General features: G+C 29.3%; 15 protein-coding genes. 7 read left to right on the top strand and 8 right to left on the bottom strand.

Features of this window, described 5'->3' with window-relative positions; translation table 11 throughout:
* The first annotated feature begins 4 nt into the window (after positions 1 to 4).
* Positions 5 to 457, top strand: coding sequence for a thioredoxin-dependent thiol peroxidase (bcp, locus tag ABNT61_RS05825; protein WP_348745209.1), 453 nt, complete (start codon positions 5 to 7; stop codon positions 455 to 457).
* 87 nt (positions 458 to 544) lie between these two features.
* Here bcp and ABNT61_RS05820 read toward each other — a convergent pair whose 3' ends face one another.
* Together ABNT61_RS05820 and ABNT61_RS05815 are read right to left on the bottom strand one after the other, a co-directional pair.
* Positions 545 to 1,168 carry a response regulator transcription factor gene (locus ABNT61_RS05820; protein WP_348745208.1) on the bottom strand — a complete coding sequence of 208 codons (624 nt, stop codon included), beginning with the start codon at positions 1,166 to 1,168 and terminating at the stop codon, positions 545 to 547.
* Positions 1,168 to 2,901, bottom strand: coding sequence for an ATP-binding protein (locus tag ABNT61_RS05815; protein ID WP_348745207.1), 1,734 nt, complete (start codon positions 2,899 to 2,901; stop codon positions 1,168 to 1,170). The genes ABNT61_RS05820 and ABNT61_RS05815 overlap by 1 nt, the downstream gene beginning before the upstream one ends.
* Before the next feature lie 230 nt (positions 2,902 to 3,131).
* Here ABNT61_RS05815 and ABNT61_RS05810 point away from each other — a divergent pair, with 230 nt between their 5' ends.
* The 5 genes from ABNT61_RS05810 to ABNT61_RS05790 all read left to right on the top strand — a co-directional run bounded on the left by ABNT61_RS05810 (position 3,132) and on the right by ABNT61_RS05790 (position 7,610).
* The gene (locus ABNT61_RS05810; RefSeq protein WP_348745206.1) at positions 3,132 to 3,848 is read left to right on the top strand and encodes a M43 family zinc metalloprotease; all 717 of its coding nucleotides are present in this window, start codon (positions 3,132 to 3,134) and stop codon (positions 3,846 to 3,848) included.
* Positions 3,849 to 3,877: 29 nt separating this feature from the next.
* Positions 3,878 to 4,867: a hypothetical protein gene (locus ABNT61_RS05805; protein WP_348745205.1), complete on the top strand. Its 990-nt coding sequence runs from the start codon at positions 3,878 to 3,880 to the stop codon at positions 4,865 to 4,867.
* 5 nt (positions 4,868 to 4,872) lie between these two features.
* On the top strand, positions 4,873 to 5,649 hold the full coding sequence (locus ABNT61_RS05800) for a hypothetical protein (RefSeq protein WP_348745204.1): 777 nt from the start codon (positions 4,873 to 4,875) through the stop codon (positions 5,647 to 5,649).
* A gap of 133 nt (positions 5,650 to 5,782) precedes the next feature.
* Positions 5,783 to 7,129 (top strand): cell envelope integrity protein TolA, encoded by a 1,347-nt coding sequence (locus ABNT61_RS05795; protein ID WP_348745203.1) that lies wholly within the window; start codon positions 5,783 to 5,785, stop codon positions 7,127 to 7,129.
* Between the two features lie 94 nt (positions 7,130 to 7,223).
* Entirely contained in the window at positions 7,224 to 7,610 is a 387-nt protein-coding gene (locus tag ABNT61_RS05790) for a helix-turn-helix transcriptional regulator (protein ID WP_348745202.1), read from the top strand.
* Here ABNT61_RS05790 and ABNT61_RS05785 read toward each other — a convergent pair.
* The 5 genes from ABNT61_RS05785 to ABNT61_RS05765 all read right to left on the bottom strand — a co-directional run bounded on the left by ABNT61_RS05785 (position 7,607) and on the right by ABNT61_RS05765 (position 12,822).
* Entirely contained in the window at positions 7,607 to 8,545 is a 939-nt protein-coding gene (locus ABNT61_RS05785; RefSeq protein WP_348745201.1) for a sterol desaturase family protein, read from the bottom strand. The genes ABNT61_RS05790 and ABNT61_RS05785 overlap by 4 nt on opposite strands.
* Positions 8,546 to 8,659: 114 nt before the next feature.
* A complete protein-coding gene (locus ABNT61_RS05780; RefSeq protein ID WP_348745200.1) occupies positions 8,660 to 9,292 on the bottom strand; it encodes an alpha/beta hydrolase in 633 nt (210 codons plus the stop codon).
* Positions 9,293 to 9,297: 5 nt separating this feature from the next.
* On the bottom strand, positions 9,298 to 9,627 hold the full coding sequence (locus ABNT61_RS05775) for a hypothetical protein (RefSeq protein ID WP_348713252.1): 330 nt from the start codon (positions 9,625 to 9,627) through the stop codon (positions 9,298 to 9,300).
* A gap of 4 nt (positions 9,628 to 9,631) precedes the next feature.
* Positions 9,632 to 10,891: a dihydroorotase gene (locus tag ABNT61_RS05770; protein ID WP_348745199.1), complete on the bottom strand. Its 1,260-nt coding sequence runs from the start codon at positions 10,889 to 10,891 to the stop codon at positions 9,632 to 9,634.
* Complete coding sequence (locus ABNT61_RS05765; protein ID WP_348745198.1) at positions 10,888 to 12,822, bottom strand: BatA domain-containing protein; 1,935 nt, start codon at positions 12,820 to 12,822, stop codon at positions 10,888 to 10,890. The genes ABNT61_RS05770 and ABNT61_RS05765 overlap by 4 nt, the downstream gene beginning before the upstream one ends.
* Before the next feature lie 117 nt (positions 12,823 to 12,939).
* Between ABNT61_RS05765 and bshC the strand changes: the two genes are divergently transcribed.
* Positions 12,940 to 14,550, top strand: a complete 1,611-nt coding sequence (gene bshC / locus ABNT61_RS05760) for a bacillithiol biosynthesis cysteine-adding enzyme BshC (protein ID WP_348745197.1) — start codon at positions 12,940 to 12,942, stop codon at positions 14,548 to 14,550.
* A 20-nt stretch (positions 14,551 to 14,570) separates the two neighbouring features.
* Here bshC and ABNT61_RS05755 read toward each other — a convergent pair whose 3' ends face one another.
* Positions 14,571 to 15,482: a M23 family metallopeptidase gene (locus ABNT61_RS05755; RefSeq protein ID WP_348745196.1), complete on the bottom strand. Its 912-nt coding sequence runs from the start codon at positions 15,480 to 15,482 to the stop codon at positions 14,571 to 14,573.
* Positions 15,483 to 15,510: the final 28 nt, after the last annotated feature.

The raw sequence follows: 15,510 nt of genomic DNA, 5'->3' as shown, positions 1-15,510 counted from the left end.
AATTATGACTACACTAAAAATAGGTGATAAAGCACCAAGTTTTGAAGCTAAAGATCAAGCTGGAAATACTATAAAATTATCAGATTATGCAGGTAAAAAATTAGTGTTATTCTTTTATCCTAAGGCAAGTACACCTGGATGTACCGCAGAGGCTTGCGATTTAAGAGATAACTATAATACTTTCTTAGCTAAAGGTTATGATGTTTTAGGAGTAAGTGCGGATAGTGCGAAAAGACAACAAAATTTTATTAATAAAAACGAATTACCTTTTCCATTATTAGCGGATGAAGATAAAGCTGTAATAAACGCCTTCGGAGTTTGGGGACCAAAAAAGTTTATGGGAAGAGAATATGATGGTATTCATAGAACTACTTTCGTAATTGATGAAAATGGAGTTTTAGAAGATGTTATTTCTAAAGTTAAGACTAAAGAACATGCAAATCAGATATTAGGTTAGATTCTATTCTTGATTTCATAAAATAAAAAAGCACTACATTTTAGTAGTGCTTTTTTATTTTATCTTATTGATATATCAAATTCAAAACTAAGAAATGATTAATCCATTTTGTATTCCGAACTTCAATAACTCTTTTATATTAGTCGTATTTGTAATTTCAAATAGTTCTCGTTTATGAGTTTTTAATGAACTTAAAGAGATGTTTAAAACTTCAGAAAGTTGCGCGTCATTTTGTTCTGAATGTTTGTAAAGTGCTTGTAATATTTCAAGTTTTCGTTTTGTGAAGCTTAAATTGTTAATTATAACTTTACCTGACGCTAAATAGCCAGGTTGTTTGTTTTGAGCATAACAATCAATAATAACACTTTTAAATTTAGATAAATCAGAATCTTTACCAACGAAACAATCAACGCCATTTTCTAGAGCTTGTCCTTTTATATAATTGTTGTTTAACGTCGTTAATGCAATTATCTTAAAATTCGAGTTCTCTTTTTTTATCTGTGATATATGATCTAAAGAATTATTCCCATTAAAATTTACGTCCAATACTAGAATGTCTAATGTGTTGCTATTGGTATACGAAATTAAATCCTCCAGAGCTGTAAAATAAGGACCTAAACTAAATTCTTCATGTTGATCTAAACTATCCTTAAGCGCTTCACAAAAGAAGCGATTATCATCTGCAATTATTATTTTAATAAGCTTATCCATTATTTTTCAGGAATACGAATTGTAATTGTAGTTCCACTGTTTTTTACTGAATCAATATTAAATTCACCATTCATAATCTCAACTCTTTCTCTTATACTATTCAAACCATAAGAGGACTTTTTAGTCGAATTTACATCAAAACCAATCCCATTATCTGATACTTGAACGATGATTACCTTGCCTTTTGATTCACTAATATTTACTTTAATTTCTGAAGCTTTAGAGTATTTAATAGCATTGGTAGTTAATTCAGATATAATTCTATAAATATGTAAACATTTTTCTGGTGGCAATTCACTTTCTTCAAGCGAAAATTTATGTGTAATAGGGTTGTTTGTGAGCTTATTTATTTTATCGAAAAAGTCAATTAAGTTCTCAATAAAGTTTTCAGAATTGATCTTAGGAGAATATAAACTATTTAAAAGATAACGATATTCCTTGTCAAAAGAATCTAGAATTTCTTTTACTTTTTCAGGTGAATTCTCATTTTTATTTAGCAATCTTAATTTTAAAGCTTCTAGATATCCACCAAAACTATCATGAACATTACCTAGTAGTTTACTACGTTCCTTTTCTTGAGATTTTAATATGTTCTTCTGAAAGTTCAACTGTAGTTCATTAGTAACTTTCTTTAATTCGGTATATTTTTTTTGTGATGCAATAACAGCACTGAAAATGTAACGTATGAATATCAACACCTCAGCGATTAGTGCTAAATAATAGACATTTATACTTCCGTAAACTAATACATCATTACTATTTACCGATGGGTTTATACTTTGTGCAATTATTAGTACGATGATGGGTAAACTAAACCCAATAATTAAATACTTGGGAATTCTTCCTTTAATAGTTAAATAGATATGATTGATAAACCAAGAAAGAATAATTAATTTTAATATGATCCATACATATAAGTAATACGTGGTTAGTCCGCCAAAGAAGGACTTATAGATATATATTAAAATTAAAGGAACGGTAATGTAAGTACCAATTCTAAATACATTTCTAGAAAACTTATCTTGTTTCTCCAATCTGTAAAAATTAATATAAAATAAACCTATGAAAAAGACTCCAAGAGTTTGACTAAAGCTTCTCGAACTATGAATCAAAAAAATACTATCGTTCCATAAAAACTGAATTCCTAATCCTTTTCCAGCTAAAAATTCAATTAACATTAATGCCACGTAGATAGCATAAAAAATAACACTGTATTCTTTTTTAAGAATGGAAAAATATAACAGTATTATTACCATTGATAGAATTAAAGAAATGAATACTCCAAAGAAGATATACTCAATTTCAAGACGTTTTAAAAATTCGTTTTCATCCTCTAAGTGAAATTCCATCCTAGCACGACTACTATCATTTTTAACCTTTAAGAAAACTTCTGTTATTTGTGAATCTTTAATAGGAATCTTCCAAACAGGATGTCGATAAAACAAGAATTTAAAAGGAAAATGTTTGTCATATGACGTAGTATGTAAACTATCGATGTGCTCACCTTTTTTATAATATACTTTACCCATCGATAAGTAAGGGTAGGAAAGTGTTAAGTATTTATATGAATTTGAATTGCTTTTATTTTCTACTGGAAAATGAAACCACCATTCTTTATTAGAAAGTCTTTGATAAATTTTGAAATCCTTATCACTTTTAAATGCTCCTTCTTTAAACTTTAGAATGACATCTGAAAAACTTAAAGAATCTCCTGGAGAAGTGTAGTAGCTCATAGTACTATAAAGTTCACTACGATTACTTTGTGCATTAATTGCACTAGTAATAAGAATTACTAAAAAAAGTAATAATTTTCGGATCAACATTTACAGATTTTCATACTAAAGTATGGTTTTTAGGTGAATTGAAAACGTATTTTTGGAAATAATGTAAATCAAAAACGTATAGTATGAGATATTTTTTGTGTTTAATTTTTTGTTTGAGTTTATGCAATATAAATGGTCAAGTGAATACTGGGATAACGGATGATGGTAGAATTATTAAAATTCCTGTTGTTATACATTTGGTTAAAAAAGGTAAAAAGCATAATGTTCCTCAAATAATTACTAAAGAAATTATAGAGAAGGAGTTAAAAGACTTAAATACTAATTTTTCTGCTCAAAACGATATGTCTACACTTAATGATTATTTTGTAAGTAGAGATTTAATAGGTAAACCTAATTTTCAGTTTTATTTAAAAGAAGTGATCAAGCATAAGAGACATAAAAGAAGAGCGAAAAGAATTAAAAGAGTAGACCCTGATAAAAATTTAAATATAATTGTAGGTAAATACGGAAATGCTTCTCCTTGCACTTTAGCAGAAGGTTACGAACCAGAATTCATTCAAATAAATTATACTAATTTTGGAGATGGAAGCCAAACAGTTACTCATGAAATAGGTCATTGGTTAGGCTTGTTTCACGTTTGGGGAATGGCAGGAAATTGTAGAAGGTCTAGGAATCCTACACCAGATTTTATAGATGATACACCAACACAATTTAGTTGTACCGACGTAAAAAGAGAAAATGAGTGCCCTCCAGCTGATGTTAGTACTAAACCAAATTATAATAATTTTATGGATTACAGCTCTTGTCGTTGTTTTTTTACCAAAGGTCAAGTGAAAACAATGAGGGAAAAGGTTATTAAATTTAGAAATATAATTTTCACGAATTCAATAGACTAAATGAATTGGTTTCTAATGTAATATGATTTATGAAAAAGTTACTCTTTATAATTATAACAATTTTAAGCTGTATACAATCCTACAGTCAAACTGATTATTTAGATAATATACAATATGGCGTCGCCTTAAAAGCTACCATAGATATTAATGGTATTGAAAGTAAAGGAAAGTACAGTAATTTTAATTTATCATTATTTGGAGGTATTGGTAGTTTTGTGTTTAACTCAAAAAGTCTTTATCCATCTTTACATGCAGGTGTTGTGCTATATAATAGAGGTGAATTAATAAGTACTTATCATCCTGATAAAAACTTCTTTTCAAGTTCAGTTCTTGATTTTATGGTTGATATTAGTATGAATGTTGGATATTTTAACGATAATACAAACTTGGATATGAAGAATGTACCATTAGTTCATTTTTCAGATTTTACTAGTAATCCTCTGCAAAACCCACTTTATCATTCGTTAACAATAGGATCTAATTTAATATGGTCAACTCAAAAAGGAAGAGAATTTCAGCGTGTCGGATTAATCGGTGCAATGGTATCTAGATCTTTTTATATAAGTTCATATAATGATGGAGGATTATGGGGAAGATTAAGCTTAGGAGATAAAAGAGACCGTTATTATACAGGAGGTGGTTTGTTAGCTGTGTATCTAAATAATAATTATACGTTTGATAATTGGGAATTTAGTTTTCATAAGTTTACTTGGTCCGAAGAAAGTATTTTTTATGTAGGACAATTACTTCAGTTAGATGTTTTAGCCTATAAAGATGAAAAAAGTAAATATTATAATAAAGGACGTTTACGTTTAACGGCGAGAAATTCAACCGATAATTATGGGGTTCATTTAACCTTGCATAATACGGATAGGGATTTTCAAGATGGTTTTCATTTTAATCAGGAAAGTCCTTTTCATCCTGATATTTTTAAAAATGAAAAAGGAATTTGGAATGAAATAAAAAGAGCTGGTATTGGTGGGTTTTATTTTATGAATAGTCATAATTTATTAAAATAATGAGCATGAAAAATTATCTAATACTTATACTTTGTTTGTACATAATTATATCTTGTAGTTCACCTAAATATGTATATGTAGATGAACTTTCAGAAGAATATAAAAATACATCCATCAGATTAAAAGATTACGATCTGTATACTTTTAAAATGGTAAAAGACACTTTAAATACCGACGTGCCTATTGAGAAAAGACCATTTATGAATAGTGTACAAAGTGAAAAAAATCATCTTGTCTATGAAGAGTTATACTTGTTGTTCAATAAGAATAAACGGGATGTATTATACATAACAACATTTACTCATAAATATATTTATAAGGATGGAGTTTTTAATCATAAAGAAAACGATTCAATTGTATACTTTAATGAAGTAGAGTATATATTCCATGGAGTTAGAGATACTATTGATAATGAATTAAGGTTTAGAAATCCAGGTAACGGATTTTTGAAGACCTTGTATATCGGTTATGAACATAATAATGATGTTATCACTCTTACCACAGTTCCTAATGTAAATCCGATTCAAGGAATTCGAAGGAAAAAGCCAATTGTGAATTTAAATGAAATGTTTGGAGTTCCGTTACAATTTAAAAAAGACAATCGCACTTGGTATTTTAAAGATTGTGTTGATGTTGGAACTTATGAAGTTGATAGTTTGTACCATAATAATAGCCATTATATTTTTCATACAAAAAGAGATCAAGAAGAGTGTGCTTTGATAAAATTAGAACATAAAAAAAATAAGATAAAATATTTTCTAGATGCCAATGCAAGTCATTAATAGGATAAACTTCTATTTCTTTTATTTGAATTAAACTAACCCTAAAATCAGATAATGTAAACCATACTTTAGTATGGTTTTTTATAGTTGATCTCCCAATAATTTTGTTTGAAGAATATAAAATTATAAGGGAATGGTTAATTTAAAATTTAGAACAAAAGCTAAGCGTTTTACAACTTTAGTTATTATCACATTTTTATCACTTTGCTCTTTTCAATCTATAGCACAAGGAGGAGGAACACAGGTGAAATCAACAACAGTTTCTGGAACACATTCAATAGAGAATGGATCCTTTAATTACACAGCAACAGTAATTTATCAATTGCATGATGCCGGTTATGGAGATGATCCTTCGGCAATTCGTTTAGGAGTTAAAAACTTTAAAATTACTCGTCTTAATTTAAGAATGAATGGCGCGGATGAAGTAATAAGGAATAAAAGTTTTCCAATGACATTAAGCGATGTTAATGTAGATATTGACGGAAATTTGACTTTAAGAAGAGGAAACAATCGCTACTCATTAAATGTGAGTAAAACGGGGATTACTGCAAAAAATAATTTCAATGCATTTAATAGTTATGATTTTGGAAAATCAAATAACACGCAAATTCAAAAAATATTTGGTGAAGATGTTAGTTACAATGATTTAGATTTTATTTTGAATAACGTTAACGTCAGAGTCAAAACAAGTTATTTCTCTTTTATTAGCGATATAAAATCAGAAATTAGAAATAATGAAAGACGAAAACAAAAAGAGAAAGAAGATAAAATTAGAGAAGAAGAGATAGCAAAAAGAAAAAAAGAAGAGGCTCAAAAAGTTGAGGAATCTAACTCATACTATTCACAATCTAGCAGTAATTCTCAAGCGAAAAAAGAAGCTCAATTAAGAGAGCAGAAGAGGCAGCAAGAGTTAGATAGAAAAAGAAGAGAAGAACAAAAGAAAATAGATGATTATAATAGATTTCGAAGACAACAGGAAGCAGAGTTAAAACGTAAACAAGCAGAAAATAAGGCCATTGCAGATGCTGCTACTGGATTAGCTGGGATGATTGCTGGAGGAGCTTCTGATGGTATTTTTAGTGGAATTAATCTTGGGTTAACTTCAAGAACTTATGATACAGGAGAATCGGGTGTTTTTAGTGATGGTAAAGTAGATATTCTTTCATATGAATTAGGAATTTCTATAGAGAGAGGAGGATTTACCATGGGATATGTTGATTCTGGAGAAGGAGGATTTCTTGTTGGTCTTGACTATGATATTTTACAGTTAGATGAAATTAGATATGATAGATATTCAATTAGAGTTAATCTTAGTGGTGAATTTGGTTTTGGAGACGAAACATTTTACGGAGCATTTTTAAATGTGAGAATTTTTGAAATTTTATATGTCGGATATGGTTTAGGACAGGTTGAAGTTGATGAAACTGATTTCTCTGGATCATATGATGGCTTTCGAATTGGAGTCCATTTTAACTTTTAGTATAATTTAATCATAGAAACCATACTTAAGTATGGTTTTTATGGTTTATGATCAACTTAATTTTGTGATAGAAGGGAATAAAATATTACAAATTATGGAAAGTGTATTGTTAACATCTGAAATAAAAAGAAATAGTTTCTTATTCAACCAAGATGTTTTTTCGAAATTAATAGAACAAATTATGACATCAACATTTACGGAAAAGCAGTTTTTAGTTCTCAGTAATGCTTTAAAAATTAAAGTACATGGAGATTTGTATGCTTATCGAAAGAGATTAGAAAGTCTTACGTCGAAAGAACAAGAGGTATTTGATTGTATTTGTACAGGTCTTGTACCTAAGGAAATTGCAGTAAAACTTTATATTGAAGTTTCTACAGCGAAAACGCATAGAAGAAATATCATAAAAAAATTAAGTATTAAGTCATTTAAGGACTGGTGTTTATATTCATCTATCCACGACTTAAAAAAACTAACGTATTAGTTACTTTCTTTTCTTAATTCTCTTTGTAGTTCTTTACTTGTCTGGCTACTTCCATCATGACTCCATCCTGGAGGCATAAACACATATTTTAATCTAGTACCGAGTGGTAAGTGTTTTTTTCTTTGAAAGAAATCTTTAAAGATCTCTTTCCATTCATGGAAAATAATATTTATTGGTCCCTTATCTTCAAGAGGTTTGGTTAAACCAAATTTTAGTTTTTCATACTCCATTTCATCTTCTTCAGCTTGAAATGTTCCAAACATTCTATCCCAAATAATTAAGAACATTCCCATGTTTTTATCTAAATATTTAATATTAGAAGCATGGTGTACTCTGTGATGAGACGGTGTAACAAAGATGTATTCCCAAATTCTTAATAAAAATCCAGCTACTCCTTTACGATTATTTTTCTTAATAAAGTTCGTATGACAAAGTGTACCATAGTTTTGGTTCATTGCATAAGCAAACATAATGTGTAACGGGTGAATTCCAATAAGAATTAAAGGAATTAAAAACATGAATCGGTAAAAAGGTTGTAATACCGGAGACCTAAATCCTGTAGATATATTGTAATATTCTGAATTATGATGTGTTACGTGTACTGCCCAGAAAAAACGAGAATGGTGGTCTACATAATGATGAATGTAATACAAGAAATCTTGACCAACAAAAGCAATAATCCAATATAGAGCACCTGTACCTTCCCAATCAATGAATCTGTAGTCATAAAAGAAATTCATAACCACAAAAGAAGTTGCATACATTAAACCATCTAACAAAACATTTACCAAAGCAAAATAAACGTTTGTAGAAACATCTTTGAACTCATAGTTCTTTGCTTTTCTCTTATAGCTAAAATACATTTCAAAACCAATTGCTAAAGCACATACAGGAACAAACCAGATGTAAGCATTTTGGTGAGTGAAAATATCCATATTGTAATTGTTTTAGGTTATTATGTGAATAAACAGATACACGTTATCGCCTGCAAAGGTAAGCGATATAGATTTAAATGAATTTAATAAACATAGAATTTGTTTATGATAGAATTATAACCTACTATCAATCCATTCTTTGAAACTGTAAAAGTTTTGAGGAGCTACTCCGTGTCCAACTGGATATTCTGAGAATTGATTGCTCAAGTTTAAGTTGGATAAGTATTCTGGAGCTTTTCTAGCCCAGGTCACAGGTATAACTTGATCAACAGAACCATGAGAAATATAGTAATCCGTTTCTATATCATTTGAAATAGAACTTGGTAATAATTCTTCATTTAAATAACCACTTAAAGCAACAACATGTTGCACTTTATTAGGGAAGTTGAGACTTAAAGCATAACTTAAAATAGCACCTTGACTAAAACCTAATAAAAAGGTTTTCTTTGGAGCATACATTTTCTTTAAATCATCAATAAAATCAGAGATTTTTTGAACAGAAGATTTCGCCTGTCCAATATCCGAGAACTTATTTTCGTCAGCGTCAAAATTAATAGCATACCAAGCATAACCACCATAACCAATGTCATAAGGAGCTCTAACACTAACAATTCTTAATTCATCTGGTAATTCTTCAGAGAAAGAAAATAAATCATCTTCATTACTACCATATCCATGCAATAGTATTAATAAACTTGCATTTTCAGTAGTTACTTTAGGTTCTCGAACCTTATATAATAAACTCATGTATGTTATAAACTTTTAAACCAATCTTGAAAGTGTTCCCCAAATACTGGTATCAATTTTTTATCTCCAGATATACAACCTATAAAACTGATAATCCAGAATAAAAATAAAATAACACCTATAATCCATTTGAAAAAACCACCGAAGAAACTGTAAATAAGCCATCCATTTAAAAACACTAATAAGTCCCAGCCTAGCATTTGTCTTACATAAAAACTGGTAAACTCATTTTGCTTTTTTAAATTTAAAATCCAGGCAATTACTGTTCCGATTAACCAAAAATGAGAGATAATAGCAAGGGTTTTGCCTTCTTCAACAGATGTTAAGTTTTTCATATTTCTAGGTATTTAATAAAAGTTGATTCTTAGCATATATTCCATATGCTTTTCCTTTTAAATTGTGTCCTATAAATATACTGTTTTTTGAAGTTGATAAAATATCTTCTTGAGAAAACTTAAATTCTCCTTCTGGATTAAATAATGTAAGATCAGCCTTTTGATTAATATTTATTGAAGAAGTTTCTAATCCAAAAATAGTTTTCGGATTATCACTTAAACATTTTATAATTGTTTCTAAATCTAATTTAGTTTGTAAAGCTCCAAAAGCACTTTCCATTCCAACAGTTCCACTTTTAGAAATTGAAAATTCTACTTTTTTATGTTCAATGTCAATTGGATTATGATCAGAAGTAATAATATCTATGGTTCCATCTTTAATTCCTTCAACTAAAGCATTTACGTCTTGTTCTGTTCTTAAAGGAGGATTCACATTGTTATTTGCATCAAATCCATGTAAAGCGTCGTCTGTGATTACTAAGTTATGAACTGCAACACTACAGGTAACATGTAATCCTTTCGATTTTGCCTCTCGAATAAGTTGAACAGATTTTTCAGTAGAAATCGTAGGAATATGTAACTTCCCACCCGTGTATTCTAACAAGAAAAGGTCTCTTGCAACTTGAATTTCTTCTGCTAAACTAGGAATTCCTTTTAGTCCTAATTTCGTTGAGTTTAATCCTTCATTTGCAATTCCTTCACCCGCTATTTTATTGTTTTTAGGAAAACTTAAAACTAAACCATCAAAATTCTGAGCGTAAAGCAATGCAATTTTCAATAAGTTATCATTTTCCACAGGTTTTTTATAATCACCAAAAGCAATTGCTCCAGATTGCTGCATGTCATATAACTCAGCCATTTCAACACCTTGACTTTTCTGAGTTAATGCACCAATAGGAAAAACACTAACAGGTTTATGAATTGCTTTATTGATTAAGAATTCTACAGCAGATTTATTGTCTACTACAGGATGTGTATTTGCATTAATTGCTATTTGAGTAAAACCACTTTTCGCTGCTACGTCTAAACCGTTTGCAATGTTTTCCCTTTCTTCATAACCAGGTTCACCTAAGCTCACACTCGTATCAAACCATCCGGTTGATACATGTAAATTTTCTAATGAAACAATAGTGTATTCATCTTTCTCAGAAATAGTGTCGTTGATTTCGGAAATAACACCGTCGATAATTAATATGTCTTTTGTTTGTTTGTGAAACGGACTTGAAGAGTCGATTATAGTCGCTGATTTTAGTAGCGTAGTCATACTTTAAAGTATTTTAGAATCAAAATTTCTAGCAGCAAAGATACAATGGCTAAACCTAAAAACCACTTCCAAAGCCAATGAACTTTACTTTTTTGAGCGATTTTTTTTAAAGTATCTTTCACCGATTTCGAAACCTTCACATTTTCACTGTCTTTAAAACGGTTTAACAAATCAGGAAATTGCAGTGAACTTTCTGAAATGCTATGGTTAAATGCAATGGTTTGTAATGAGGTTTCTTTATCTGATACTGAATAAAAACCAGTGTTTTCAGGTTGGTCTTTCGTTGTGATTTTAACTTTGTTTTGAAATGTTTGCTGCAAAGGAATAAAAGAACTCTTTATGTTAGAGATAGAAAGTATATCATCCTTATTTAATTGAGCATTTACTTCAATTGTATTTTCTTGTGATAATCTATAATAGAGTTCAGATAACTGCAAACTTCCTTGTCCGATATTATAAAATACAGGAACGATTAACGGAGAATTTGTAAAGTTACTTTGTGCTTTGTCCAAAGGTGACGAAAACCAATAGATTTGAGAATCGTTTTTAGTGATCTGTGAGATGAAATTCTGATTATTTTCTAATGAAATTAATGTACTTGAATTACTAAAGTTCGATGTAAAAGAAGTTGTAACAAAAGGGTATTGAAAATTTCGAACCTGTTTATCAAATACATTCTTAAAGAAAGGATGTTTGAAATTAATAGAAGTAATTTTTAAAGAATCTTTTTTACGACTTGTAACACTTCCAATAGCTAAATTCTTAAAAAACACATTATAAGAATTAAGGTCAATTTCTGTATTTGGAATAACAACTAAGTGTCCACCATTTTTAATAAAGCTTTCAATACTAGTTACGAGACTTTGAGGAATCTTTTCTAATTCATTTAAGATGATTAATTGTTGTTGTTCAATACTATTATAGTTAGTTTTTTGCAACGTATAATTGGTAAAGTTGAATTCATCTTTTGTATAAATTCGAGATAAAAAATCATTAGAATCACCAATTGCTAAAACATTAATTTTATCATTAGAATTTAAACTGAAATAAAAAGAATTATCAAAAGCAAATGCATCTTTATAATTCACTTCCAAATATCCTTTAAAAGGATTTGTTTTTTCAATTGAAAATGAAATAGATTTTTTTTCATTTTCAGGAATAGAAAAAGTTTGTTTACTTAACAACTGATCATCATTATATAAAGCTACAGGAATATTTTCTCTAGCAGATCCTTGATTTTTTAATATCGCATTTACTTGTAAAGAAGTTGAAGTATTTTGACTTACATAAACACTATCAATTGAGATATTACTTTTCTGTTCTGGTGTAATTTGAACTAGAGAAAGAGGAAGGTTTTTATTCTCGAAAACCTCAGGATCTAAATTTTGAAAATCTGAAATTATAATATTCTCGGTTGTGTTTTTTAAGCTAGATATTTTCAATAAGATTTCTTCCTGTGAAATTTGTGCCGGAGAATTGGTGATTTTTTTGAGTTTGTTTCTTAATTCATCAGAAGAAATATTTCGATAAAAATTAGAGTTAGTTAATAAACTATAAGTGCCACTTTCGCGATTATTTTCTATAAGTTCTAGGGAAGCATTCTTTAAAATATTTCCAGAATTACCATTGGCATTTGAACTCATTGAATTATCTAAATAAATAAAAGTATGATCTTTTACTTCTTTTGATCGGTTACTCAAAAAAGGCTGAGCAAAAGCAAGAACAATGGCATTAATTAAAAGTAATCTACATGCTAGTAATAGCCATTTTTTAATTTGAGAACTTTTACGGTTTTTAATCACCAAGTTTTGTAAAAAAGCAACATTCGTAAAGGGTACTTTTTTAAATTTCCTTAGTTGAAAAAGATGCACCAGAATAGGAATTATTAAAAGTGCTAGAAAGTATAAAAACTCTGGATGTTTAAATTGCATGTTTAAGTTGATTACTTTGTAAAAATAGAGAAATAGATTAATAAAATTTTGTTAAGATGCAATACAAGTTGTAAGCAATGACTTAAATTTGTTACTTTACTTAAAATATTTTTGCGAATGTCTTTAACCGAATGTGATTGTAGTACCTATATTCCTTTCCAAAAAACTGGTTTTTTCTCTACAATGATGTGTGATTATCTTGAAAAGTCTGATAAGTTATCTCCTTTTTATGGTAATTTCCCAAGTATAGAAAACTTTGAAAATCAGATAAATCAAAAACAACAGTCATATTCTGAAGCAAAAAGATTACAATTAGTTACTTCTTTAAAGGAGCAATATCAAAAGGTTACTCCTTCGGAAGAAACACTAAAGAACATTGTATTACTTGAAAGTAAAAATACATTTACGGTGACTACTGGTCATCAATTAAATTTATTTACAGGACCATTATATTTCCTTTATAAAATTATATCAGCGATTAATTTAGCTGAGGAATTAAGTGATACATACACAGACTATAATTTTGTTCCTGTGTATTGGATGGCGACTGAAGATCATGACTTTGATGAAATCAATTATTTTAATTTTAAAGGAACTAAAGTTCAGTGGAATTCTAATGAGCAAGGAGCAGTTGGAAGATTTTCTACAGATGGTTTGGATAATGTTTTCAACGAATTTCAAAAACATTTAGGAACATCTAAAAACGCAGAGTTTCTAAAGGAATTATTTTCTAATGGCTATTTGAAGTACGATAATTTAGCTGATGCAACTCGTTATATCGCAAATGAACTTTTTGCAGAATATGGGTTAATCATTGTTGATGCTGATGATAAAGGATTGAAAGAACAATTTATTCCAGTTGTTAAAGACGAACTTATTCATCAAACCTCGCACAAAGCAGTAACAAAAACGAATGCACTATTAAGCGAATCGTATAAAATTCAAGTGAACCCTAGAGAGATTAACTTATTTTATCTAACAGATGGTTTAAGAGAACGTATTGTTTTTGAAAAAGATGTTTTTAAGGTAAATAACACGAATATTCAATTTACAGAGGCAGAAATTTTAGAAGAATTAAATGCTCATCCGAAACGTTTTTCTCCTAATGTGATTATGCGTCCGCTATATCAGGAAGTAATCCTGCCAAATTTATGTTATATAGGTGGAGGAGGAGAGATGGCGTATTGGATGCAGTTAAAAGATTATTTTGAAACTGTTAATGTTCCTTTTCCTATTTTATTACTACGTAACTCTGTTCAGGTAGTTAGTGTTAAACAACATGGTAAATTAGAAAGACTTTCAATTTCTTTAGAAGAATTATTTTTAAAGCAGCATGATTTAGTATCGAAAAAAGTTAAGGAGAATGCTGAAGTGAGTTTTAATTTTGCTGAACAAAAATCTTTTCTTGAACAGCAGTTTAATCAATTAAGAGAAATCGCAAATAAAACAGATGTTTCATATGTTGGAGCTGTAAGTGCCCAAGAGAAAAAGCAATTGAAAGGATTAGAAAATCTAGAAAAACGATTGTTACGTGCAGAGAAAAGAAGGCAGGCTGATTTAGTTGATCGAATTACTCAACTACAAAGTGAAATATTACCTAATTTAAGTTTAGAAGAACGTAAACGAAACTTTTCAGAGTATTACTTAGAGTACGGAAAAGATTTTGTAGTGGCTTTAAAGGATAAATTAAAACCACTACAATTAGAGTTTTTTGTTTTAGTTAAATAAGCTAAGTTTTGTATCGATTTTTATAGAATTAGTCTTTGTCCTATTTTCAAAGTGCTAGTTCTTCTAATTTTATTCGTTTTGCAAATTCTACGAATAGAAACTCTATTCTTGTAAGCAATTCCGGATAATGTATCTCCACTTTTTACTATGTAAATCTGACGTTTTCTTTTCTTATACGCCATAGCTTTTTCATGCGAATCTAATACTACAAGAAAACTTTCTCGTGTTGAAATATGATAATAAGGTGTTGCCCAATCTTCAGTAATCCATACATCTTTGGAACGAATTTTAGTATTGTCTTTAAAGTTAAACACATGTTCCGGGTGGATATCAATTCCATTAAATCGAACTTCTAAATGTAAATGACTTCCTCGCGATCTACCTGTGTTTCCGCCTTTACCAATAAGTTGTCCTTTTTTTACAATCGTATTTACTTTTACATCATATTTGGATAAATGTGCGTACACCGTTTCTAATCCATTATAATGCCTTACTACTATAGTTTTTCCATGTCCTGAGTGGTAACCAACATAACGAACTTTTCCGTCTAAAATACTATACACATCATCACCAGTAATCAAATCAATATCTATAGCACGATGTGGTCTCCCTCGACGCCATCCGTATCTTGAGGTAATAACATGTTTTCTTGGAATTGGAGATGCATAAGTGCTATCTAAAAAACTTATTTTAAACGGATATTTTATTTTAGTTTTAGCATAAGCATTGAAGTGAATGGTATCCCAATTTTGAGATAAATTTACAATACTCAAGCTATCTTTTAGGTTTTGTCTTTTTATTGAGTCTTCTTTGATATTTTGAATAAGACTTGGTAATTGATAAAGAGTTGTACTTAAATCTTGACTGAAAAGATTATTGCATGGTATGCATAATAATAACATAGCAATCAATATTCTAAATGAGTTTTTCATAGAATTAGATGTAGTAATAGTTTTTAGT

The sequence above is a fragment of the Tenacibaculum sp. 190524A05c genome, assembly GCF_964036595.1.
Taxonomy (GTDB): domain Bacteria; phylum Bacteroidota; class Bacteroidia; order Flavobacteriales; family Flavobacteriaceae; genus Polaribacter; species Polaribacter platacis.
This window is presented reverse-complemented; position numbering and strand designations above follow the sequence as displayed.

Bases quoted from the DNA above. Each gene is read 5' to 3' on its own strand.
- ABNT61_RS05820 (WP_348745208.1), bottom strand. From the start codon at position 1,168: ATGGATAAGCTTATTAAAATAATAATTGCAGATGATAATCGCTTCTTT.
- ABNT61_RS05805 (WP_348745205.1), top strand. From the start codon at position 3,878: ATGAAAAAGTTACTCTTTATAATTATAACAATTTTAAGCTGTATACAA.
- ABNT61_RS05765 (WP_348745198.1), bottom strand. From the start codon at position 12,822: ATGCAATTTAAACATCCAGAGTTTTTATACTTTCTAGCACTTTTAATA.
- ABNT61_RS05780 (WP_348745200.1), bottom strand. From the start codon at position 9,292: ATGAGTTTATTATATAAGGTTCGAGAACCTAAAGTAACTACTGAAAAT.
- ABNT61_RS05815 (WP_348745207.1), bottom strand. From the start codon at position 2,901: ATGAGCTACTACACTTCTCCAGGAGATTCTTTAAGTTTTTCAGATGTC.
- bshC (WP_348745197.1), top strand. From the start codon at position 12,940: ATGTCTTTAACCGAATGTGATTGTAGTACCTATATTCCTTTCCAAAAA.
- ABNT61_RS05800 (WP_348745204.1), top strand. From the start codon at position 4,873: ATGAAAAATTATCTAATACTTATACTTTGTTTGTACATAATTATATCT.
- ABNT61_RS05795 (WP_348745203.1), top strand. From the start codon at position 5,783: ATGGTTAATTTAAAATTTAGAACAAAAGCTAAGCGTTTTACAACTTTA.
- ABNT61_RS05755 (WP_348745196.1), bottom strand. From the start codon at position 15,482: ATGAAAAACTCATTTAGAATATTGATTGCTATGTTATTATTATGCATA.
- bcp (WP_348745209.1), top strand. From the start codon at position 5: ATGACTACACTAAAAATAGGTGATAAAGCACCAAGTTTTGAAGCTAAA.
- ABNT61_RS05770 (WP_348745199.1), bottom strand. From the start codon at position 10,891: ATGACTACGCTACTAAAATCAGCGACTATAATCGACTCTTCAAGTCCG.
- ABNT61_RS05785 (WP_348745201.1), bottom strand. From the start codon at position 8,545: ATGGATATTTTCACTCACCAAAATGCTTACATCTGGTTTGTTCCTGTA.
- ABNT61_RS05790 (WP_348745202.1), top strand. From the start codon at position 7,224: ATGGAAAGTGTATTGTTAACATCTGAAATAAAAAGAAATAGTTTCTTA.
- ABNT61_RS05775 (WP_348713252.1), bottom strand. From the start codon at position 9,627: ATGAAAAACTTAACATCTGTTGAAGAAGGCAAAACCCTTGCTATTATC.